This is a genomic window from Chromohalobacter sp. 296-RDG (genome assembly GCF_029889885.1).
Lineage (GTDB): Bacteria > Pseudomonadota > Gammaproteobacteria > Pseudomonadales > Halomonadaceae > Chromohalobacter.
In genome coordinates this window covers 17,400-39,921 of sequence record NZ_JARANY010000011.1, presented here as the reverse complement: position 1 = coordinate 39,921, position 22,522 = coordinate 17,400, and the positions used below count along the sequence as shown (strand labels likewise).

The following is a 22,522-nucleotide window of genomic DNA, read 5'->3' as shown; positions in this document are numbered from 1 at the left end:
GGTTTCCATCATGAAACCGGGCATTTCTTGCTGTTCCGATAAAGCACGATGAACTCAAAGAGGGTCTCAGAAACTCGCCTGGATCGTGGTACCGGCGACCCAAGCGTTGTCGACCGAGTCCACCGCCGACGGATTGACCACGTACTGCAGGTTGGGACGCAGCGCCAAGTAGTCGGTCAGGTTGAAGCTGTAGTAAATCTCGGCGTCGTACTCGTGGCCCTGGCGTGGCAGCGGCGAGGATAAACCGGCCGGTGTGGCGTTGTAGTAGTCGACGTAATCGTTGACGTCGTCATTGACGTGTAGATACGCCAGGCCGATGCCGGCGTCGTCCTGCGGGCGGGCATCGAATGGCCCTTCGTAGGTCGCACCAATCGACACGTAGCGATCGATACCCGCCGTATCGCCGTGATTGGCATTGCCCATGCTGAATAGCGTCAACCCGCGATCGGGATTGCCGCCGCGTGTCGTCACCTGCTGCTGAATCACGTAGTAGAGCCCGGTATTGGTGTCACTGGTCTCCGTGGCCGGGCCATCACCATAGGCACGATTCTCGACATTCTGGGTATAGAATCCGAGCTTATAGGCGCCGTCCATGCCATTTATCGTCGGTGTATACCCGAGCTCTACGGGGAAGAGCGTCCCATCGGCGCCACTGGTGCGTAATTCGAAGCCGTTGTCGTTATCCAGGTTGCTTTTATCAATACTGAAAATACCCAACTGGGCATACCAATCGGACGCATAATTCGTACGGATCACCGCCGCCCACTGCGAGATCGGCCAGTTGTAGAGATTGTTGCCCCAATTGCCCGGCTGCGCCCCGCCGAACGCCAGGTTCTGGAAGTTGCTGTCGATGGTAGCGAAGTCATCGCCGAAGGGAATCCGCCCCAGTTTGATAGCCAAGGCGTCGTCGAAGAACCGCTGGCGATACCAGAACTGCGTCAGTCGCGTGACCGGCCCACGCCCTTGCACTTCCTGCACGTTGGAGCCACCGACCGTCGCATCCGGATCGCTGAGCCGATCGTTGGCCGTATGACCATTGCGGTTGACCATCGTTATCTGGAACTCGGCATCCGGAATCCCGGTCAGCTTGTCGAGGTCAAAATTAGCCCCGACGGCGAACTGATCGGCGTACTTGGTCACGTGGCTGTCGCGGTAGCCGCCGTCGAGGATAGTGGCGGCCTCACCGACGTAGTCAAAACTGAAGGTAACACCGGCGTCTTCCAGCGCCGTGCGTTCTCCTCCCCAATCACCGAACATATAGGGGGAATCCGGCGCGAAGGCCGAGTAGGCATTGGCTGTACCGGCCACCAGGAAGCTGCCGATGATGACGAGTGGCGCGCTACCTGCGCGAAGCCTGCCGAACGTGCGCGATGTCATGATGTTTTCATCCTCTTTTATTTTGCGTGTTATCAATAGCACGTTAATAATATTCTCGAATACGGCATCATGAAAGTCTTGCTTGTTCGAGCACCCTCTCCCGCTCGCGGACATCGTCGATGATGCTTGGCGATAGGGTTTTCATCTTGAGACCGGGCATTTTCATTACGCCGACCTCCCCTCTTGTGATGGTGCGCCCGGTTCGTACTGTAGAGGCATAGATATTGCTAATGGCGTATTAGCGATGCTTGAGCCAATAACACAATAGGCGCACGACATGACCAACCAAGAATTCTTCGTTCCCTACGAATCCACCGATGTGCGCGGTGAGCGCCCTGCGGGGCATTGAACATGCTTGACGAGTGGCTCGCCTCGAGTCTCGACGCTGACTCCGTCGAACCGCGCGAAGGGACTGAAGGAAAGTTGCCCGGCGGGCGTTATCGCCTGCACGCGCCTGGCGTGCTCGAACTGCTCCCCGATGAACTCGCCGCCGAGGCGCAAGCATGCGTCGTCTCGGCGGGCATCCACGGCAACGAAACCGCGCCCATCGAGCTCGTCGGAACGTGGTTGGCGCGTCTCGAGGCCGGCCAGCTCAGACTCGGCGCGCCGGTGCTGGTGATCCTCGGCAACCTTGAGGCGATTCGACAAGGCGTGCGCTTTTGCACCACCAACCTCAATCGCCTGTTCCAGCAAGGCCTTGAACTGGAAGGCGATGAACCCGACCGCGCCCGCGAGCTGATGGCCGTCGTCGATGCCTTCTTCGCGCGCCATGCCCTGCCGCGCGTGCATTACGATATGCACACCGCGATTCGCGACAGCCGCTACCCACGCTTCGTCGTCGAGCCCTTCGCCGAGTCCGCGACCGATCTTGCGCAATGGCAGGGGCTGGCCGCCGCCGGGATGCAGGCAGCCTTGCATCAGCATCGCCATAGCTGGACCTTCTCGCATTATTCCAAGCATTATCACGCCGCGCAGGCGTTCACGCTGGAGCTCGGCAAGGTGCGTCCCTTCGGGGAAAACGACCTCGAGGCGCTATCCGGGATGCGCACGCTGCTCGAAGCATTGCTCGAGGGTCGCCCGGCACCGTCGGGGAATCTCGAAGAGGTGCGTTTCTTCCGCGTCGTCAGTGAGCTGATGCGCCAATCGCAGGACTTCGCGCTGTGCTTCTCCAAGGAAACGCCCAACTTCACCGAGTTCGGCGTGGGGACCCGGCTCGCGCACGATGGCCAAGCCGGCGATACCCTCGTTGAAGAAGCGCCGGTGGCAGTGGTCTTCCCCAATGCCCAGGTGGAACTCGGCGCCCGCGCCGCACTGCTGGTACGTGCGTGCCTACCGCCGACATGACGCTCTCGCCTTTTCGCACGACACTCAATGACAACAACGACAGGACGGCTTTCATGCACAAGACAACGCATCCATACGACAGACGTCGTATCATCGGCCGCAAAATCGAGTCTTCTCGGTCGCCCGCGGCCTGCTAGAATCGCTCCCTTTTTCGCGCTAGCCGCCCCAAAGGTCGCCGCACCACACTCACTGGCCTCTTCACCGTCGCCCGGTGTGCCGACCGAGACTTACCGCCACGTTTGGAGCTTTTCATGGCTGATACACCCATTCCCCTCGAAGTGCGAGACATCACCAAGCGCTTCGGTGACACCGAAGTCCTCAAGGGGCTCTCTCTCAAGGCCCACAAGGGTGACGTGATCACGCTGATCGGCGCCTCCGGCTCCGGCAAGAGTACCTTCCTGCGCTGCATGAACCTGCTCGAACAACCCAATGAAGGCGAGTTGATCGTGCATGGCGAAAATATCACCTTCAAAACCACGCGTCGTGGCCGCGAACCGGTCGACTGGAAGCAGGTCGAGCGCATTCGCGCCAAGCTTTCGATGGTATTCCAGAGCTTCAACCTCTGGGCCCACATGACGCTTCTGGAAAATGTCATCGAAGCGCCGACCCATGTGCTCGGCAAGCCGAAACGTGAAGCCATCGCACACGCCCGCGATCTGCTTGACCGTGTAGGGCTACTCGATCACGCCGATTACTATCCAGCGCAGATGTCAGGCGGCCAGCAACAGCGCGGTGCCATCGCCCGTGCCCTGGCCATGGACCCTGAAGTGATGCTGTTCGACGAGCCAACCTCGGCCCTCGACCCTGAGCTGGTCGGCGATGTACTCAAGGTCATGCGCGACCTCGCCGAAGAGGGCCGCACCATGATCGTGGTGACTCACGAGATGAGCTTCGCGCGCGACGTCTCCTCGCAAGTGATCTACCTGCATCAGGGCATGGTCGAGGAAGTCGGTCCGCCGAAGGAGGTCCTCGACAATCCACAGTCGGACCGCCTCAAGCAGTTCCTAGCTCCGAAGCACTGACGTCCGACGGGAGAAAATCGCATGATCGATCTACAGGGCTATGGCCCCCGTCTTCTCGAAGGCGCCCTGGTCACCTTGGAAGTCGCTGTGCTGTCGTTGTTGCTGGCCTTGATCCTCGGCCTGCTCACCGCCAGCGCCAAGCTCTCGCGCCACTGGCTGTTCCATCGCATTGCCACACTCTACACCACGCTCATTCGCGGGGTGCCTGATCTCGTCTTGATGCTGCTGCTGTTCTTCGGCGGTCAGATAGGCGTCAATATGTTCACCGATTGGCTCTACTACGAGTTCGATGTGGATATCTTCATCAACATCAACGAGTTCGTCGCCGGCGTCGTGACCATCGGCTTCATCTTCGGTGCCTATATGGGCGAGACCTTTCGCGGCGCCTTTCTTGCCGTCGAGAGTGGCCAGATCGAAGCAGGACGTGCCTACGGGATGTCCAACCGGCTCATTTTCCGACGCATTCAGTTTCCGCAGATGATGCGCCACGCCCTTCCCGGGCTGGGCAATAACTGGATGGTACTGCTCAAGACCACCGCGCTGGTCTCGGTGATCGGCCTTTCCGACATGGTGCGTATCGCCGCCGAAGCGACCAAAGCCACGCATGAGCCGTTCCTGTTCATGATCCCGGTGGCCGTGGTGTACCTATTGATCGCCAGTGTGTCGGAATGGATCGTCGCGCGGCTGCAAAAACACTATAACGCCGGTTTCGGGGAGGCGGACGAATGGAACAACTAAACGCCTGGTTCACCGAACTTCTCTCGGACAATGCCATCTTCACGGCCAACACGCTCGGCTACTACCTCGATGGGCTGGGCAGCACCGTGCGTCTGGTGTTTCTGTCGCTGATCATCGGTTTGCTGCTGGCAGTACCGCTCGCCATCGCGCGCGGCTCGCGTCGCAAGTGGGTCAAGTGGCCCGTGTTCCTCTACACCTATGTGTTTCGTGGCACGCCGTTGTTGATCCAGCTATACCTGATCTACTACGGCGTGGTGTTCATCGAAGGCATTCAGGACACCTTCTTATGGGCGATCCTCAAGGACGCGTTCTACCCGGCACTGATCGCCTTTACGCTCAACACCGCCGCCTATACCACCGAGATTTTCCACGGCGCGATCAAGGCCACGCCGCGGGGCGAGATCGAAGCGGCACGCGCCTACGGCATGTCACGTGCGCTGATGATGCGGCGGATCATCCTGCCCAGCGCTTTCCGGCGCGCCCTGCCGGCCTACGGCAATGAGGTAATCTTCATGCTCCACGCCAGCGCCATCGCCAGCGTGGTCACGATCATGGACCTCACCGGTGCCGCGCGCTTCGTGTACGCCCGCTTCTACGCACCCTTCGACGCCTTTCTCTTCGTGGCGGCAATTTACCTGTGCCTGACCTTCGCCATCCTGTTTCTCTTCCGCTATCTGGAAAAGAAACTCCTGGCGCATCTCAAACCAATCAACGGGTGATATCCGGCCTGCCGCGGCCCGTGTCACGGCGCGCGGCAGGTCTTACCCACCGAACGACATTCCAATGAGGCTTACCATGAAAAAGCTCCTGGCGCTGACCCTACTGGGCGTGGTCATGACGACCGCTACCGCTCAGGCACGCGATACCGACCACGTACGTCTGGCCATCGACGTGCCCTAAGAACCTTTCGTCTACCGCACGCCTGAAGGCGAACTGGAAGGTTTCGAGATCGATCTCGGCAACGAACTGTGCAAGCGAGCCGGCCTGGAATGCACCTGGGTCGAGCAATCTTGGGACGGCATCATCCCCGGCCTGCTCTCGCGCAAGTACGATGCCATCCTCTCCTCGATGGCCATTACCCCCGAGCGTGAAAACCAGGTGCTGTTTTCGATCCCCTACTACAACACCCCCAGCGTCTGGATCACGCGCCGCGATCGCGACATCGATATCAACGACAAGGACGCACTCGAAGGGCTCAGCGTCGGCGTGCAGCGCGGCACCATCCGCGACAGCTATGTCACGCAGATGTACGGCGACACCCTCGATATCCACCGCTATTCATCGTCGCAAGACGTCGCCAACGATCTGGTATCGGGTCGCCTGGATTTGTCCTTCGAGGACTACCCCCTCGCCGTGGATACCTTCCACTTCAAAGATGACGACAGCGACTTCAAGAAGATCGGCGAGAACATCAAGACGCCCACCTCAATCTTTGGCAAGGGCGCGGCCATGGCGTTTCGCAAACGCGATAAAGAACTCGCCGCGGAATTCAATCAAGCCATTCGCGACGTCTATGCCGACGGCACCTACGACAAGCTGATGAAGCAATACTTCGACTACGACATCTCCCTGCCCGTCGGTAAACAATGACCGATTGCCGGCGGTAAAACGTACCGCCGGCCTTTACGAGGACACTTCATGCAGCATCGCACGCATCCCTTGTTGAGCCCGGTTCCCGGCACGCAGCGCAGTCTGGAGAGTTTTCACTTCGGCCCCGCCGAGGCGGAAAAGCGTGTCTATATCCAAGGCTCGCTGCATGCCGACGAGATCCCCGGCATGCTGGTCGCCTGGACACTCAAGCAGCGCCTGAAAGCGCTGGAAGAGACCGGACAGCTCAAGGCGCACATCATCGTGGTACCGGTCGCCAACCCCATCGGGCTCGACCAGCAACTAATGGACATTCCGCTGGGGCGCTACGATTTCGAAAGCGTGAGCAACTTCAACCGAGGCTATCGCGACGTCACCGAGCGCATCGCCGAAGGGCTGGAAAGCGCGCTAACGCAGGATGCCGAGCACAACCAGGCCGAGATACGTCGGCGCTTCATCGCCGCCCTCGATGAACAGCCGGCCACCACGGCCTTCGAGTCGCTGCAGCTGACGCAGCAACGCCTGGCCTGCGACGCGGACTTCATCCTCGATTTGCACTGCGACTTCAACGCCGTCGAGCACCTCTACACCACCCCGGCGGCATGGCCCGATTTCGAGCCCCTGGCGCGTTATTTCGGCGCCAAGGCCAGCATGCTCGCCATCGACTCCGGCGGCGGCTCGTTCGACGAGTGCTTCACCCTGGTATGGGAGCAACTGCGCGAACGCTTTGGCAATCGCTATCCCATTCCCTACGGCAGCCAATCGATCACCCTCGAACTACGCGGCCAGCAGGACGTCGCCCGCGACATCGCCGAACGCGACGCCGACGCGATTCTCGACTGGATGCGCTATCACGACCTGGTCGACGGCGAAGCGCCACCCCTGCCCGCGTTGGCGTATCCCGCCACCGAGCTCGCCGCCATGGACTTCCTGCGCGCCCCGGCGGGCGGCGTCGTGGTCTTCCAACGCACGCCAGGAGAAGAAGTCAAAAGCGGCGACCTGATCGCCGAGATCATCGACCCCATCAGCGACGCCGTGCACCCCGTGCGTGCCGAGCAAGACGGCATGTTCTACGCCCGCACCCAGCGCAGAATGGCCACCGCCGGCATGATCGTCGCCGACGTCGCCGGCCACCACGCCCATCGCAGCGGCTACCTACTCGCACCGTGAAGTAGCACTAAAGGTGGAAATAACCGCGCCCTCACGTTCTTGTTTCATCGACAACGGGCAGCCCACACTGCCCGTTGTTTTACGAGTAAGCTAATACTCACCCCTCTTGCCCGCCTATAACTACACGCCCTCACCAAACCACGAACTGCACCGATAAGTGACGCCTTATCCGATTTGCTGGCAGACCTCATACCACCTAGTATGAACCTCTAAGGCCGCTTAGACGGCTCGAAAAATAACCGATACGCATGGGACTACCGCATCAAAACGATATGCAGTGGCCGTGGCGGTAGCATGCCTGCTGACGGGTACGTACCTCACCACAAAGCAAGAAGAGTGACAGAAACCATCAAAAGCAGCAGGCACGCGAATTCTACATAACGCGCTGAATCATTCTGAGCATGCATTAAAATCAATGGGTTAGGTGCGTAAGGACAAGCTAGATAAGATTTATTGAACGCACGCGCTCGTTCAAGTAGCAAAACGAGCGCGCTATCTAATACCTGTTATGCAACAATTTAGAGACCAGAAAGAGTTTTATGGAAGGTGCGAAAACACAAGTCAGCGTGATCGGTCTTGGTGCCATGGGACGCGAGATCGCGCGCAATCTGTTGGCGGCGGACTATGACGTAACGGTGTGGAACCGTTCGCCAGAACCAGTGAACGAACTGATCGAGGAAGGGGCAACCGCTGCACAAAGTCCGGAACAGGCGTTTTCTTGTGAGGTGGTCCTGACAACGCTGTTTGGTGACGAAGCGGTCCGCACCGTCCTGGTGGAAAACGATGTGCTCAAGTATGTATCGGCCAATACGACCCACATCTGCATGTCGACGGTTTCTAATGTCCTGTCCCGGGAATTGATTCGGTTTCACGACCAGGCTGAGGTCGACTACGCCTCGGCTCCGATGTTCGGTCGCCCCGAAGCGGCGAAAGCTGGCAAGCTCAACATTCTGCTTGCCGGATCTTCCGTTGCAGCGGGCAAGGCCGAGCCGGTCCTTGAGGTTTTGGGCAGAGTCTGGCGGATGGGAACGGATCCAAACCATGCCCATCTAGCCAAAATCGCGGGAAATTCCATGATCGTCGAGGCGTGGCACACGATGTCAGAGGCCACAGCCGTATTGAATGCTCACGGCGCTGACGCGGAGCAATTCATGTCAATTATGGGTCAAACTTTGTTCTCGGCACCCATCTACCAAGCGTACGGCCCGTCGATTGCTGCCGGCAACGGATTGGACTCGGCGGCAATGTCGATCGCGCTCAAGGATAACCGTCTGATGCGTCAGGCCGGAAAGGATGGGCAGGTTCCCACCCCTATCGCTGAACAGGTTCATGATCTGCTTCATGATGCAAGTGAGGGAACCGATGAGGGAGGTTAATCGGCGGCGCCCGCACTATGGTTTGCCGTTAGTGCACTACCACAGTTCCAAAAACCGCAAAGTCTGTCTACAGTCGTAGAACAATTTGCATAACAACGCGCTGCACCTGACCGTGGACTTCCCCCACTCTAGTGGACACTTCTAGCCTATGATGAGTGCATAGGAGGGAGCGCCATGAGCACCAACGTTATACTCCTATATTCAAACACAGGTAATTCTCATGGCAAGAGTTCGCGTCGATGAAGATATCCGGCCGCTGTCTGAGTTGCGGGCGGACGTTGCCTCATTTGTAAAGCAGATCCATGAACCCCGTCACCCTATGGTGTTAACACAGAGGGGGACGTGGCGTTGGCAGAAGATGATCAGCAACTACCTGCTGACACCCTGCCCCTCAACCAGCCACGCGACGCTAGGCATCAAAGCGGCGCTTCGATATGCTGCGAGACGTGAAACTCAGGGCTGCTCACGAGGCGGCTCCATAACAACACACTGCAAATTCCGTAGAGAGCTTTCCATGAAAAAATTGCTGACCATCACCCTTCTCGGTAGCGCCCTGCTGGCCGGTAGCGCTTTCGCTCAGGATACCTTGCGTATCGGCGTCGACGTGCCTTATGAGCCGATGGAGTACCGTACGTCCGACGGTGAACTCACCGGCTTCGACATCGAGCTCGGCAACGCCATCTGTGAAGAGATCGACCGGAAGTGCGAGTGGGTCGTGCAGGCGTGGGACGGCATCATTCCGGGCCTGATGGCGCGTAAGTACGATGCCATCATGTCCTCGATGACCATCAACGATTCACGCAAGAAGACCGTGCTCTTCTCCGATGCATACTTCCAGCCGCCCTCCGCATGGTTTGCGCCGCAAGACAGCGGCATCGACTTCCCGGCCAAGAAGACGCTCGAAGGCAAGACCATCGGGGTTCAGCGCGGCACGCTGCAGGATAACTACGCCACCGACATGTTCGGCGACGCAGCCGAGATCAGCCGTTACTCCACCGCCGACGATCTTGTTCTCGACATGGATGCCGGTCGTGTCGACATCGCCTTCCTGGACTTCCCGGTAGGCAAGTCCACCCTGCTGGATAGCGATGAAGGCAATTATAAAGTCGTCGGCGACATGATCACCGAGCCCAAGAAGTACTTCGGCGAAGGCTTCGGCGTGGCATTTCGCAAGCGTGATCAAGAACTGGCGGACCAGTTCAACGAGGCGCTGGCAACCCTGAAGGACAACGGCACTTATCAGGAAATTTACAACAAGTATTTCGCTAAGGGATCCAAGTAAGACGACGTTGGATAACCGTTGCTAGACGCCATGGGGGCGGCCTTCGGGCCGCCCTTTTGCGTTAAGGCAAACGCTCAAGACGTACCTTTCACGGACGGGGCGAAGCGCGCGATGAAGCGCGCCATCGCCGGCCCCACCAGCACTACCGTGAAAAGCCGCAACGTCTGCAACGCCACCACTAGCCCCACATCCGCATGCGTGTCGATGGCGATGATGGTCATCGAGTCGAGTCCGCCAGGGCTGGTCGCCAGATAGGCGGTGATGAAGCTCGTATCCATGAGCCCCACCATCAGCAACGCGGAAAGCGCACACAGCCCAATCAGCACTATCGAGGCCATGACCATCTTGCCCAGCGAACGAGCCACGGTCGCCAGTGCGTCGCGGTCGAAGCGCAATCCCACATAGACACCGATGAAGCCGTACGCCAGCATCAGCAAGGGCGCGGGCATCGATAGCGTCGCCCAACCGCCGAGATGCAGCACGGTGCCGATGAGCATCGGCCCCAGCAAGGCGCCCGCCGGCAAGCGGCGATCACACAACCAGACCCCACCGCCGACGACCGCCAAGGTGATTAGCAGATCGATCGTTCCAGCCAAGTCGTCGGGAAAGTCGCCCCCGCCACGCGACGGCGTATCGCTCACGCCCAGCCAATGACTCACCAGGGCGCCCACGAGCACCACGCACACTACCCGCACGTATTGCATCGCCGCGACGATCCGTGGGTCGGTATCTTCACGCTCCTCGGCCATCGCCACCATCGCCGCCGCCGCGCCCGGCGTAGTGCCCCAGGCCGCGGTGCTGCCAGGGAGACCGCCGTAACGCACCAGAACGATCCCCACCAAGAGGCTGAGCAGTAAAGTAATGGCCGTGGCCAGCAGCATCACCAGCCAGCCATCGAGGATCGTCATCAGCACGCTCATGGTCATGGTGTGCGCGATCAATACGCCGATAGTGCCCTGGCCGAGCTTGAAGCAGCGTCTCGGCAGACGCAGACCGCTGCCACCGATACCGAAGGCGATGCCCACCAGCATCGGGCCGATGAAGCCACCCGCCGGCATGTGCCAGTAATTGAGCACGCCACTCGCCACGCAGCACGCCACGAATAAGCCCAGCCACAGTCCGGCACGGCGCATGCGGGGAGATGACGGTCGAGAAGGCGCAGGGGACGGGGCCAAGAGAATGCTCCACAAAAGGGACGCATTATAGCAAGCTAAGTATTTTCCGCGAGACCACCGCCGCGCATATCACTACCGAATCTGGCGAGTCCGGTACCGCCAGCGCGTTACACTGGTAGCGTTACTCCGCTCAAGGAATCTCGTCATGCTCGATCCCGACCGCTGCCGCGTAGCCCGTCTATCGCGGGATGCTCGCTTCGATGGGCGCAGTTATCTTACCCTGCAACTCTGGAGTCGCTGATATGCTAACCCCCGCCTACGCTATCGATTACGTCACGCCCGAACCGGCCTCGCCGCTGGGCACGCTACGCATCCTCGCCAGTGAGCACGGGATTCGCGAGATCACCTTCGTCGAAAGCACCGAGACACCGACGGCACCCTCGTCGCTCACCGAGGCCTGCCGCAAGCAACTAAGCGCCTATCTCAAGGGAGAATTGCGCGACTTCGACGTGCCGCTCGATCCTCAAGGCACGCCCTTTCAGCAACGCGTATGGGCAGCGCTGGCACGCATTCCTTTCGGGGAGACGCGCAGCTACGCGGAAATCGCCCGGGATATCGACAACCTCAAGGCAATGCGCGCGGTCGGCGCCGCCAACGGGCGCAACCCGCTACCCATCGTCGTGCCTTGTCACCGCGTGATCGGGCGTGATGGTACGCTCACCGGCTATGCTGGCGGGCTCGAGCGCAAGGCTTGGTTACTAGAGCTCGAGCGCACGTACATCAATCAATGGAGATGAGCCATGACGCAAGATGTGGAACAGGCGCGGCAAGTACTGGACTTCTGGTTCGTGGAGGCGGGCCCCAAACAGTGGTTCAACAAGAGCACGTCGTTCGATCAGGTACTCACCGAGCGCTTCGGGGCACTGCACGCCGCGGCGTGTCGCTGCGAGCTTTACGCCTGGCGGAAAAGTAGCCGCGGCGCCTTGGCGGAAATACTGCTGCTCGATCAGTTCTCGCGCAATATCTATCGCGATCAGGCCCAGGCCTTCGCCCAGGACCCACTAGCACTGAGCCTCGCCCAGCACCTGGTCGCGTGTGGGGACGATGAAACGCTGCCACCGGAACAGCGCGCATTTGTGTATATGCCGTATATGCACAGCGAGTCGCCCGTGATCCACCAGGAGGCCCTGCGGCTTTTCGATCAGCCGGGCCTGGAGCGCAACCTGGACTTCGAGCGGCGCCATTGGGCGATTATCGAGCGCTTTGGCCGTTATCCGCATCGCAATGCGGTACTCGGCCGAGAGTCGACGCCGGAAGAACGGGACTTTTTACGCCAGCCGGGCTCGTCCTTTTAAACTTAGGTAAGCGGTACCTGCGATCAGGCGCCGCGAGCAACGAGATTGCGCCCTGCCAGCGGGGCCGTCAGCGTGCCGAGCAGGCGCCAGCTCAGGTAGAGAAAACCCAGCGGGAACAGAATCGTCTGAACGATGAATATCGCCGACAAGGCCACCACGTTCTCGGTCATGCTATCCAGACGTGTCAGCAGATCGCGCACCGGATGGCCCACGGCGCTTTCCCATTTATCCTTGAGCTGCTGCCACATGCCGTCGTCTTCTTCGCGCATGCCGGCCTGCGTCTCGGCGACGTCCTGAAACACCACGCGATCCTGGTCCAGCGCCATGTAAAGCCCCTCGCGCTGGTCGCCGATCAGCGCATCGCCCATCCAGGTACTGCCCAACGCCGCGATGAGCACCGCGAAACGCAAGAACGCCATCAGCAGGAACGCTCGCCGCGCCCATTCGTGCCAGACGCCACGCTCCCAGACGAGCGACACCGCAAGCAGCAGACAACTCAACGAGAAAAGCGCCTTGATGACCGCGTGGCCTGCCATCTGGATCAAGACCTTCTGCATGGCTAGCGAGGCCGTGGAGGCGAACATGATCCACGAGAAACGTTCGACGAGATCGTTGGCGGGGTCCAGCGCCTGGCCGAACTGCACCTGGAAGACCATGGCGTCGGCGGTGACGCTCTGCATCACCGAAATCGCCGCATTGAGCGCCTTGGCCAGAGCAAAGCTCTTGAACGCCGTGGAGAGAGCATCATCCAGCGTGGCCATCGCCACGTCGTGCGTGACGCCGAGCCACGACACCAGCGCCAAGATGAGTAACGCCGCCATCGCCCAGCGGCAATGGGGCATGCGAGAAGACAGCGACATGACGAAAGCTCCCGGGACAATGCCCAGACCCTAACCGCTCGGCGGCCGGAGCGCCATCGTCATCAGATCAGCAGTTGGTAGCTCAACGCCGATACCAGCAAGGTGGCAGAGCCCATCGCGGAGACGATGAGGGCATGGCGCAGAGTATCCAGTTTTACGATGCGCATGGGGGCGACCTCGCGTGACAGTGACTCGAACCCTCTTGATAAGCAATTGCGCCGACGTGCTCAATACGCCTTTGGATTAAGACGCCATGCCGGACAGCCCGCGATGCGTCTTCCAGCTACCGATACCAGACACCAGGATGGTATCGTCTGCACGTTCATTCGTATCCATTCGAGAGGTCATCATGTCCAGCAAGGTCTATTGCACTGCCCAGTTCAAGCCCAAGCCCGGCAAGGAAGAAAGCGTTTTCCAGGCACTCCAGGCGCTCGAGCCCAACGCGCATCGCGAAGACGCCTGCATCCAGTACACCGTGACCCGGAAGATCGACAACCCGTTCGCCGATGGCACCAGCTACCCCATCGTCTTTCACGAGATCTGGGCCGACCGTGCCTCCTTCGAAGCCCATTGCCAGCGCCGCGAAGTGCAGGCCTTCTTCGCCGACTACGTCGAAGCCGAAGACGGCGATGTCGAAGACGCCAACGTTTGCGTGTACACCGATGAGCCGGCCGATTTCGACGCCCCCAAGCTGTAACGCGCCGCGCCGAAAGATGCTCATCTCGGTCATTGTACCCGTGCGTCGCGAGGTGGCATGAAAAGCCGCTGGGACGATCTAGAAGCGCTGCTCGCCGTGGTCGACGCCGGTGGCTTCACTGCCGCCGCCGAGCGCCTGAGCACCAGCACCGCGCGGCTCTCGCGGGCCGTCTCGCGCCTGGAGAAGCGGCTCGAGACGACCCTCGTGCACCGCACCACACGACGCCTGGATATCACCGAGGAAGGCGAAGCATTCATCGCCCAGGCCCGCCAGGCGCTGGGTACCTTGGAAACCGCCGAGGAAGCACTCACCGTGCGCCGTCGCGAGCCCGCCGGACGCCTACGCGTCGACGCCGCTACGCCGTTTCTGCTGCATCAGATCGTGCCCCATCTCGCCGAATTCCATGCGGCCTACCCCAAGATGCGCCTGGAATTGACCACCCACGAGACCAATATCGACCTGATCGAACAACGCACTGATGTCGCCATTCGTATCGGGCGCCTGGAAGACTCCACCCTGCATGCTCGTCCGCTCGGCCATAGCCGGCGACGCCTGGTGGCGAGTCCCGCCTACCTGGAACGCTACGGTACGCCGCGCCATGTCGAGGATCTGGCGCATCATGTACTACTGGGCTTCACGCATTTGACCCAGCTCAACCGTTGGCCCATCGGCGACGGCCGTACCATCCAGCCCACCCTCGCCTCGAGCAGCGGCGAAGCGTTGCTGCAAATGGCGGAAGCCGACGTGGGCATCGCTTGCCTAGCGGATTTCCTGACGCGTGGCGCTCGCCAGGCCGGACGCCTGACGGTAGTGCTCGACCACACCACCCACGAGCGCCACGAGCCCATTCAAGCGGTTTACTACCGCAATACGGCGCTCCACGGCCGCATCAATGCGTTCCTCGATTTCTTCGTCGACCGTCTGACACTCTGATTCCATCACGTCGGAACATGCGCGCAGCCACCTTTACTTTTAATGCAAGAATGTTTTGCAATTAGGCATCTTTATCGCAAGACCACGACTCGGCAGACTGCCCCACCTTTTGCATTCACCTGCACTCGAAGTGGGAAAGACACCATGAAGTTTCTGCTGATCAACGGCGCCAAGGCCTTCGCCCATTCCGGCGGCCGTTACAACGACACCCTACACGATGTGGCACGCGGCGAACTCGCCGAAATGGGCCATGAGATCCGCGAGACTCGCGTCGACGACGGCTACGATACCGACGCCGAAGTCGAGAAATTCCTGTGGGCCGATGTCATCGTCTATCAGATGCCCGGCTGGTGGATGGGCACGCCATGGACGGTCAAGCGCTATATCGACGAGGTCTTCACCGCCGGCCACGGATCGCTCTACGCCAGCGACGGTCGCTCACGCAAGGACCCCAGCCTTCAGTACGGCAGCGGCGGCTTGCTTCAAGGACGTCGCTACATGCTCTCGCTGACATGGAACGCACCCGCCGAAGCCTTCGATGAAGCCGGCAACTTTTTCGAGGGGCATGGCGTCGACGGCGTTTACTTCCCGTTTCACAAATCGCAGGAATTCATTGGCCTGGACGCCATGCCGACTTACATTGCCAACGATGTCATCAAGGAACCCGACATCGAAAGCCATGTCGACGCCTATCGCACACATCTGCGCGAGCACTTTTCCAACGCCTGAACGCTAAGCCTGACTCGGCACACCGAGCCGGCGCCTCACGGCGTCGGCTTGCACTTCTCTTGCCTACCTCGTTCTCCTGCGCTTTTCACCTTTCAGCCCACGGCAAGCTTTTCAACGAGATGCTAAGATAGCGCGCCCGTTCGAGAGGAAGGCTTTGTCCATGTCTGCGCGTTCCGCTTCCCCAGCCGCTTCCATGCCTGCTGCGCTATGGCTCGTCGCCTTCGCGCTGGCGGCCATCAATTTGCGCGCACCCATCGTGGTGGTGGGGCCGGTACTCGAATCGATCATGCAGACACTGGCCATCGGCGCTGGCGTCGCCAGTTTGTTCACCACCGGCATGATCCTGTGCTTCGGCGTGCTCTCGCCGCTGGCGCCCGGCGTCGCCGCACGCCTGGGGCTGGACCGCGCCATCGCCCTGGCACTCGGCGCCATCGCGCTGGGTGGACTGCTACGTGGCATCGAAAGCCTGCCGGTAATGCTCGTCGGGACCTTCTTCGCCGGCCTTGGCATCGCCTTCGGCAACGTCTTCATGCCCAGCCTGGTCAAGCGCGACCGCCCCGAGCGCATCGGCCAGACCATGGGGCTCTACACGGTGGTGATGGGAATCGGTGCTACTCTCGGCGCGGGGACCGCCGTACCGTTGATGAACCTCAGCGGCTCCTGGTCGGTGCCCATCCTGCTGTGGGCGGGCGTCGGCGTGGCCACCACAGCACTATGGATCTGGATGGCCTGGCGGCGGCCCAAGGCAAGCGACGACGGCCAATCGACGCGCATCACGCGGCTGTTCAAGAGCCGCACCGCCTGGACCTTGACGCTATTCATGGGCATGCAATCGCTGGGCTTCTACACCCTGCAGACCTGGGTACCCTCCGTGGCCTCGGCCGCCGGCGTCCCGGACGCCGCTGCGGGCGGCATGCTGTCGGTCATCAACCTGACCACCACCCCCGCGAGTTACGTGATCGCGCGTCTCGCTGCACGCCTGCATCACCATAGCCTACTGGTGCTGGGGCTTTGCCTGTTGATCGCGCTGGGGCTGGTAGGGTTGTGGCTGGCGCCCACGGCGTCGCCCTCGCTATGGGCGATCCTGCTCGGCGCCGGCCAGGGGGGCTGTTTCAGCTTCGCCCTGACCATGATCGTCATGCGCACCCGGCGTGCCAACCACGCCGCCATGCTTTCCGGCATGGCCCAGAGCCTCGGCTATCTCATGGCCGCCGGCGGCCCGCTGGTATTCGGCGCCCTGCACGGCGTCACCGGCGACTGGCGCCTCTCGCTGTGGCTGCTGATGGGCCTGCTCAGCGTGCAAACCGTCGCCGGGGTGATGATCGGCCGGCCCAAGCTGGTCACGGTGCGAGAAGACTGAACCGCCGGCTCATGACGGTCACAGACTCGCCACGATAGGTCAGCGCCTCGCGATCCTCCCATCCCAGTCGGCGATACAGCGCCTGTTGATCGGGCGTGTAGAGATGGAATTGGCGGATGCCGTGGGCCAGCGCTTCCGCCTCGACCCGTTGCACCAGACGCGAAGCGATACCGTAGCCGCGCCATCCGGGCGGCACGAATACCGAGGCAAGCCAGGGCGTCAGTTCGCGGCGGATGCTCATGTCGTCGGCGACCAGGCTCGCCGTGCCCACCGGCGACGCCTCGTGCATTGCCACGAACACCTAAGGAACGCCACCCTCGCCGCACTGCGCGATAAATTCCCGGCAATAGTCCTCGGCCGAAGTATCGGGATGCAGATGCCCCCAGGCGTCATGGGTCCAACCCGCTACAGCCCCGGCGTGGGGCGAGTCGGCCTGCAGTCTAACGATAGCGATACTCTCGATCACACGTATGCTCCTGATCACTGTCAGCGAAACTCAGCCCTAATTGGCATCATCCGCGTGGCATCACACCAACTGAAACGGATACACCGCGCCGATACCCAATAGCTGCGTCAGCTCGTCCAGAGCGGTGAGCGATTCCTGGGCGAGTTGCGGGTCGGCGAGGTCACCGGGCGCCAGCCGGTCACGATAATGCCGCTCGACCCAGGCGGAGAGATCGCCATGCAGGGCCTCGTCGAGCAAAACCCGGCCACCCAGCGCTTGACGTTCGGCTGACGAGAGCGCGACGCGCAGGCGCAGACACGCCGGGCCGCCGCCGTTGCGCATGCTCTGCTTGACGTCCTTGACCAGTACCTCGCTGATTGGGTTGTATCCCGCCAGCAGCAGGTCCTGAATCGTACGCCACACGGTCTCGTTCTCCTGACACTCGCCGGGCACGACCAGTGTCATGCTGCCGTCGGAGTTGGAGAGTAACTGCGAGTTGAAAAGATACGTCGACACCGCCTCCTCGAGGCTGACCGCTTCGCTCGGCACCCGCACCGGGATCAGTGGCGTCGACATCCGGGCACGCAGCGCGTCCAGCGTAGCGTCTTCATCCCGAAACGCCATGTCGTGATAGAGAAGCACCGGGCCATTGCCGACGGCGATGACGTCGTTATGGAAGACACCGGCGTCGATGGCCTCGGGGTTTTGCTGGGCAAACACCGTCTGCGCGTCGCTCAAGCCATGCTGCCGCGCGATTGCCTGACTCGCCTCCAACGTCTGGCGCGCGGGGTAGCGCGTAGGGCCATGTTGTCCGCCGAATGCCTGACGACCGTAGACGAAAAGATGCACGCCGGGCTCACCATGCGCGCCGCATAGGCGGGTATGATTGGCCGCGCCCTCGTCGGAGAAGGCCGGCGTCGCCGGCAGCACCGGATGGTGCGCGAAGTGCGTCTCGTCGCGGAACATCGCCGCCAACACGCGCGCGGAGGTGCGCGGTTCAAGATAGCGATGAAAGCTCGACTGCAGGTTCGCGGCGGTGAAATGAACGCGGCCATCCGGGGCATCCGCGCTCGGCATCACGGTCGCGGCATTGGCCGTCCACATCGACGAGGCCGAGCACACCGCGCGCAGCAGTTGTGGGGCTTCCTGGGCCGCTCGCGCCAGCACGTTCGCATCGTCGCCGGTGAAGCCAAGATCGCGCAGCGCCCCCAGGTCGGGGCGTTGCTGGGGCGGCAACACGCCTTGCGCGTAGCCGGCCTCCATCAGCGACTTCATCTTGTCGAGCCCCTGCAACGCCGCCTCACGCGGGTTGGCTGTGAGGCCGCCGTGGCGCATCGAGGCCACGTTGCCATGCGCCAGTCCGGCGTAGTTGTGGGTCGGCCCCACCAGACCGTCGAAATTGACCTCGCGTACCCCTTCACTCATAGAACCTTCGCTCATAGCACCACCCCCGGCGGCAAGGTATGGGGCAGGCTGAGCGTTTCGGTTTCCATCGAGGCGACCGGATACGCACAGTAGTCGGCAGCGTAATAGGCACTCGGGCGGTGGTTGCCGCTATCGCCGATGCCACCGAACGGAGCGTCGCTGGAGGCGCCGGTGGTCTGGCGATTCCAGTTGACGATGCCGGCGCGGATGCGCAGCAGGAAGTCGTCCCAGTCGGCTTGCTCACCGCCGATCAGACCTGCCGACAGGCCATAACGCGTATCGTTGGCCAGAGCGATGGCCTCGTCCCAATCGTGATAACGATGCACCTTGAGCAGCGGTCCGAAGTGTTCCTCATCAGGCACCTCGCAACCGGTGACATCGATCAAACCCGGCGACAACAGGCTGGTGCCCTCTTCCAGGCGGCGCATGCTGCTCAATACCCGGCCGCCGCGTGCGACGAAATCGTCTTGGGCGGCCAGCAGGCCATCCGCCGCCTCGACGCTGGCCAGCCCCGCATAGAACGGCGCCGGTTCGCTGAATGGCCCCGCCACGCGCAGCGCGCCAATGGCACGTACCAGCGCTTCGAGCAGCGCATCACCCGCCGCGCCTTGGGGCACGATCAAGCGCCGCGCGCAGGTGCAACGCTGCCCGCCGGAGGCAAACGCCGACTGCAGGATCGACAATACCGCCGCTTCCTGGTCCGGCACGTCCTTGACCACCAGCGGGTTGTTCCCGCCCAGCTCCAGCGCCAGAATCTTGTCGACTTGGCCGCCGAACTGGCGATGCAGAAGCCCGCCGATCTTGGCACTGCCGGTGAACAGCAGGCCGTCGATGTCGGCGCTGCCGGCCAATGCCTGGCCGACCTCGGCCGCGCCCTGCACCAGATTGATCACGCCGGCGGGCAGGCCCGCCTCGAGCCAGCATTGCAGCGTCAGATCGGCGGTCATCGGCGTCTGCTCGCTGGGCTTGAAGACCACCGCGTTGCCGGCCAAAAGCGCCGGAACGATATGCCCGTTGGGCAGATGCCCGGGGAAGTTGTACGGGCCGTATACCGCTAGCACGCCATGCGGGCGGTGGCGCAGCACCGCACGGCTGCCGCCGACATCCCGCGCGCGCTCGCCAGTGCGCTCGTGATAGGCGGTGATCGAAATTGCCACCTTGCCGATCATCGCGCCGATCTCGGTACGCGCTTCCCACAATGGCTTGCCGGTTTCATGCGCGATGCTCGTCGCCAGCGCCTCGCGATTGGCTTCCAGACGCTCGCGGAAGCACTCGACCACGGCCTGACGTTCTTCGAAGCTGTGACGCGCCCAGGCGGGAAACGCCTTCCGTGCGCCGGCTACCGCCGACTCGACCTGGGCCGCGCTGGCCGCGCTGGCACTCCAGAGCGTCTCGCCGGAGACGGGATCGGTCTTGTCGAAACGCGCTGCGTCACCCGCGACCCAGGCGCCATCGATCAGCAACTGCTGTTTGGCTTGCATATGTCGCTCCTGATGATTCATTGGTAAGCCGCGAGCCGCGAGCCGCGAGCCGCGAGCCGCGAGCCGCGAAAGCAAGCCTCAACCAAAGCACAGAGTTCACAATCTCTTTGCTCGTAGCTCGTAGCCCGTAGCCCGTAGCTCAGGTCTCCAGCACCCGCAGCGTATCGCCGCTGGTCACCGCCAAGCGTTCGGCTTCGGCGCCGGTGAGCGTGAGCACGCCGTCCGCGTTGGGCCCGCGTCCGACCCAGGCAGCCCGAAAGTCGCTAATGTTCGCCGTCGCTACCAACCAGGTCGGGCGTTCGACACTGGCGGCTTCGTCCACGATTTCCACGGGATAGGACGCCGAGTCGCGCACCGCGCTTACATCATCGATATACGCCTCCACCGTGGGGCCGCCATCGAAGATGTCGATGTAGCCTTCCCAACGCAGTCCTTCCTTCCTGAGCATTTCCAGCGCCGGGCGGGTGTGTTCGTGAACCGCGCCGATACAGGCCCGCGCTTCTTCGGAAAGAAACGGCGTGTAAATCGGGAACTTGGGCATCAGCTCGCCGATGAAGCTCTTCTGCCCGAGGCCGGTCAGACGGTCGGCTTCGTTGAAGTTCATGGGAAAGAAGTGACTGCCCAGACATTCCCAGAAGGCACTGGTGCCGTTCTCATCGAAGCGCCCGCGCATTTCGGCGAGCACCTTGTCGGGGAAGCGGTCGCGAAACTCGGCGATGAACAGCCAGCGGGCCTTGGACAGCAAGGCGCCGTTGCGATCGCGCCGGTATTCGGGGCGCAGATACAGCGAGCAGACCTCGGCGTCGCCGGTATGATCGGAGCTGAGAAACAGCGTATCGATGGTGCGATGCAAGTCGAGCTGCACCGACGAGTGCGCCAGGGTGCCCAGGCGATAGTGGTAAAACGGGACGTCGTGGCCAACCTGTGCCTCGATGGCGCAGCATCCGGCCAACTCGCCGTTGGTATCGTCCTCGAGCACGAAGAAATACAGCCGGTCGTCGATGGCGCTGCGCTCCTCGAAGGCGCTGACCGCGTGTTCGATCTTGGCGGCGAGGAAGTCGTGATTGTCGGGCAACGAGGTGAACCCCACGCCAGTCTGCCAAGCCAGCGCTTGCAGACTGTCGATATCGCGGCGTTCGATGGGTCGAATGCGCATCAGGTGTCTCCCTCGTCGAACTCATCCAGCACGTTGGGCAATGCCAATGGCGCAGCCAGGACCGCGCGGCCTTCCTCAACGCCCAGCAATTCAGCATGCTCGGGCGTGAGCATCAACTGCCCGGTGGGCGACAGCGCATAGCGCGCCACCAGGCAGCGAAAGCCGCCCAGTTGCTGATTGGCGATCAACGCCGGCTCGGCATCCGGCAGCACGTTACCGGGACGCACACGTACCGGATGCCAACTGGCCTGGCGCACGCTCTGCAGACGATCGCGCTCGCCGCGCACCACGGGCCCACCATCGAAGATATCCACGTGCCGCGAGCGCACGAAGCCTTCGCCGAGCATTTCCTCGAGCGCCCTCTCGTGATCGGGATGCTCACGGCCGATGGCGGCACGCGCCTGGGGCGTAAGCAAGGGCAAGTAGAGCGGGAATTGCGGCATCACTTCGGCGATGAAGCTCTTCGAGCGTACCCCGGCCAACAGGTTGATTTCCTGAAAGCCACGCGCGAAGAAGTGCCGCCCGACGCTATTCCAGAACGGCGATTCTCCCTCGGCATCGAGATAGCCCGGAAAGGCCACGGCCAGAATCGACGCGAAGCGCTCGGGATACTGCGCGATGAACATCAACCGCGCGCGCCGCAACAGGCTCTCGGCGCTGGTGCCCTTGTAACGGGCGTCCAGCGACAGCGCGCACAGCAGCGTGGTCTCGGAGGTCTCGTGCGACAGCGACAGGGTCTGCACCTCGCGGCGCACGTTGAGTTGCTGCGAGGCGTGGATCAGCGTTTCCTGGCGATAGGTGTAGTAGGCATCCATAGCGCCCGCCTGGGCGCGAATGCTGGCGGTCCCCACCACCTCGCCAAGCTCGAGATCCTCGAGCACGAAGGTATAGGCCTCGTCGTCGGGAAAATCGACCTCACGTGCCAAGGCCCGCGTCGAGCGTGCAATACGCTCCTCGAGGCGATCGCGATGCGCCGGCAGATTGGTCAGGCGCGGCGTGGCACTGCCCGCCAAGCGCTCCAGTGCCGGCAAGTCGCGGGGTTGAACGGGGCGAACGACAAGCATGGCAAT

The 22,522-nt window shown here is 61.8% G+C and carries 22 protein-coding genes and 1 pseudogene; 14 read left to right on the top strand and 9 right to left on the bottom strand.

The features are described from left to right. Nucleotides 1-66 precede the first annotated feature (66 nt). Nucleotides 67-1,377: a carbohydrate porin gene (locus OP495_RS06595; RefSeq protein ID WP_280563358.1), complete on the bottom strand. Its 1,311-nt coding sequence runs from the start codon at nt 1,375-1,377 to the stop codon at nt 67-69. Nucleotides 1,378-1,728: 351 nt separating this feature from the next. On the opposite strand from OP495_RS06595, the gene OP495_RS06590 reads away from it, so the two are divergent. From OP495_RS06590 to OP495_RS06555, 8 genes and pseudogenes are all read left to right on the top strand, one after another. After that, nucleotides 1,729-2,721 carry a succinylglutamate desuccinylase gene (locus tag OP495_RS06590; protein WP_280567990.1) on the top strand — a complete coding sequence of 331 codons (993 nt, stop codon included), beginning with the start codon at nt 1,729-1,731 and terminating at the stop codon, nt 2,719-2,721. 251 nt (nt 2,722-2,972) lie between these two features. Next, nucleotides 2,973-3,743, top strand: coding sequence for an ATP-binding cassette domain-containing protein (locus tag OP495_RS06585; protein ID WP_280563361.1), 771 nt, complete (start codon nt 2,973-2,975; stop codon nt 3,741-3,743). Nucleotides 3,744-3,764: 21 nt separating this feature from the next. Then, nucleotides 3,765-4,481, top strand: a complete 717-nt coding sequence (locus OP495_RS06580) for an ABC transporter permease (RefSeq protein WP_280563362.1) — start codon at nt 3,765-3,767, stop codon at nt 4,479-4,481. Continuing rightward, on the top strand, nt 4,469-5,200 hold the full coding sequence (locus OP495_RS06575) for an ABC transporter permease (protein ID WP_280567987.1): 732 nt from the start codon (nt 4,469-4,471) through the stop codon (nt 5,198-5,200). The genes OP495_RS06580 and OP495_RS06575 overlap by 13 nt, the downstream gene beginning before the upstream one ends. 196 nt (nt 5,201-5,396) lie before the next feature. Next, nucleotides 5,397-6,071: pseudogene (locus OP495_RS06570) on the top strand (transporter substrate-binding domain-containing protein); the annotation flags it as partial. A 48-nt stretch (nt 6,072-6,119) separates the two neighbouring features. Then, nucleotides 6,120-7,238 (top strand): M14 family metallopeptidase, encoded by a 1,119-nt coding sequence (locus tag OP495_RS06565; RefSeq protein ID WP_280567985.1) that lies wholly within the window; start codon nt 6,120-6,122, stop codon nt 7,236-7,238. Nucleotides 7,239-7,777: 539 nt separating this feature from the next. Then, nucleotides 7,778-8,614 carry an NAD(P)-dependent oxidoreductase gene (locus tag OP495_RS06560; RefSeq protein ID WP_280567984.1) on the top strand — a complete coding sequence of 279 codons (837 nt, stop codon included), beginning with the start codon at nt 7,778-7,780 and terminating at the stop codon, nt 8,612-8,614. Between the two features lie 514 nt (nt 8,615-9,128). Next, the gene (locus tag OP495_RS06555; protein WP_280567982.1) at nt 9,129-9,896 is read left to right on the top strand and encodes an ABC transporter substrate-binding protein; all 768 of its coding nucleotides are present in this window, start codon (nt 9,129-9,131) and stop codon (nt 9,894-9,896) included. 74 nt (nt 9,897-9,970) lie between these two features. Here OP495_RS06555 and OP495_RS06550 read toward each other — a convergent pair whose 3' ends face one another. Further along, the gene (locus OP495_RS06550) at nt 9,971-11,071 is read right to left on the bottom strand and encodes an AbrB family transcriptional regulator (protein ID WP_280567980.1); all 1,101 of its coding nucleotides are present in this window, start codon (nt 11,069-11,071) and stop codon (nt 9,971-9,973) included. Nucleotides 11,072-11,313: 242 nt separating this feature from the next. On the opposite strand from OP495_RS06550, the gene OP495_RS06545 reads away from it, so the two are divergent. After that, nucleotides 11,314-11,808 (top strand): methylated-DNA--[protein]-cysteine S-methyltransferase, encoded by a 495-nt coding sequence (locus OP495_RS06545; RefSeq protein WP_280567977.1) that lies wholly within the window; start codon nt 11,314-11,316, stop codon nt 11,806-11,808. Nucleotides 11,809-11,811: 3 nt separating this feature from the next. Then, the gene (locus OP495_RS06540) at nt 11,812-12,366 is read left to right on the top strand and encodes a DUF924 family protein (protein ID WP_280567975.1); all 555 of its coding nucleotides are present in this window, start codon (nt 11,812-11,814) and stop codon (nt 12,364-12,366) included. Nucleotides 12,367-12,389: 23 nt separating this feature from the next. Here OP495_RS06540 and OP495_RS06535 read toward each other — a convergent pair whose 3' ends face one another. Beyond that, nucleotides 12,390-13,226 carry a hypothetical protein gene (locus tag OP495_RS06535; RefSeq protein ID WP_280563947.1) on the bottom strand — a complete coding sequence of 279 codons (837 nt, stop codon included), beginning with the start codon at nt 13,224-13,226 and terminating at the stop codon, nt 12,390-12,392. A gap of 349 nt (nt 13,227-13,575) precedes the next feature. On the opposite strand from OP495_RS06535, the gene OP495_RS06530 reads away from it, so the two are divergent. The 4 genes from OP495_RS06530 (at nt 13,576) to OP495_RS06515 (ending at nt 16,945) form a co-directional block, all read left to right on the top strand. Continuing rightward, nucleotides 13,576-13,923, top strand: coding sequence for a putative quinol monooxygenase (locus OP495_RS06530; RefSeq protein WP_280563946.1), 348 nt, complete (start codon nt 13,576-13,578; stop codon nt 13,921-13,923). A gap of 57 nt (nt 13,924-13,980) precedes the next feature. After that, nucleotides 13,981-14,856, top strand: a complete 876-nt coding sequence (locus OP495_RS06525) for a LysR family transcriptional regulator (RefSeq protein WP_280563945.1) — start codon at nt 13,981-13,983, stop codon at nt 14,854-14,856. Nucleotides 14,857-15,000: 144 nt separating this feature from the next. Next, nucleotides 15,001-15,585, top strand: a complete 585-nt coding sequence (locus OP495_RS06520; protein WP_280567972.1) for an NAD(P)H-dependent oxidoreductase — start codon at nt 15,001-15,003, stop codon at nt 15,583-15,585. Nucleotides 15,586-15,745: 160 nt separating this feature from the next. After that, complete coding sequence (locus tag OP495_RS06515; RefSeq protein ID WP_280567970.1) at nt 15,746-16,945, top strand: MFS transporter; 1,200 nt, start codon at nt 15,746-15,748, stop codon at nt 16,943-16,945. Here OP495_RS06515 and OP495_RS18800 read toward each other — a convergent pair. The 6 genes from OP495_RS18800 to OP495_RS06490 all read right to left on the bottom strand — a co-directional run bounded on the left by OP495_RS18800 (nt 16,926) and on the right by OP495_RS06490 (nt 22,516). Further along, nucleotides 16,926-17,234, bottom strand: a complete 309-nt coding sequence (locus OP495_RS18800; RefSeq protein ID WP_348521302.1) for a GNAT family N-acetyltransferase — start codon at nt 17,232-17,234, stop codon at nt 16,926-16,928. The two genes, OP495_RS06515 and OP495_RS18800, sit on opposite strands and share 20 nt — an antisense overlap. Nucleotides 17,235-17,246: 12 nt before the next feature. After that, nucleotides 17,247-17,411 (bottom strand): hypothetical protein, encoded by a 165-nt coding sequence (locus tag OP495_RS18795; RefSeq protein WP_348521301.1) that lies wholly within the window; start codon nt 17,409-17,411, stop codon nt 17,247-17,249. Between the two features lie 60 nt (nt 17,412-17,471). Continuing rightward, on the bottom strand, nt 17,472-18,830 hold the full coding sequence (astB, locus tag OP495_RS06505) for an N-succinylarginine dihydrolase (protein ID WP_280567969.1): 1,359 nt from the start codon (nt 18,828-18,830) through the stop codon (nt 17,472-17,474). After that, nucleotides 18,827-20,296: a succinylglutamate-semialdehyde dehydrogenase gene (gene astD / locus OP495_RS06500; protein ID WP_280567967.1), complete on the bottom strand. Its 1,470-nt coding sequence runs from the start codon at nt 20,294-20,296 to the stop codon at nt 18,827-18,829. The genes astB and astD overlap by 4 nt, the downstream gene beginning before the upstream one ends. Nucleotides 20,297-20,435: 139 nt before the next feature. Continuing rightward, complete coding sequence (gene astA, locus OP495_RS06495; RefSeq protein ID WP_280563940.1) at nt 20,436-21,452, bottom strand: arginine N-succinyltransferase; 1,017 nt, start codon at nt 21,450-21,452, stop codon at nt 20,436-20,438. Continuing rightward, complete coding sequence (locus OP495_RS06490; RefSeq protein ID WP_280567965.1) at nt 21,452-22,516, bottom strand: arginine N-succinyltransferase; 1,065 nt, start codon at nt 22,514-22,516, stop codon at nt 21,452-21,454. Before OP495_RS06490 ends, astA begins: the two co-directional genes overlap by 1 nt. Nucleotides 22,517-22,522: the final 6 nt, after the last annotated feature.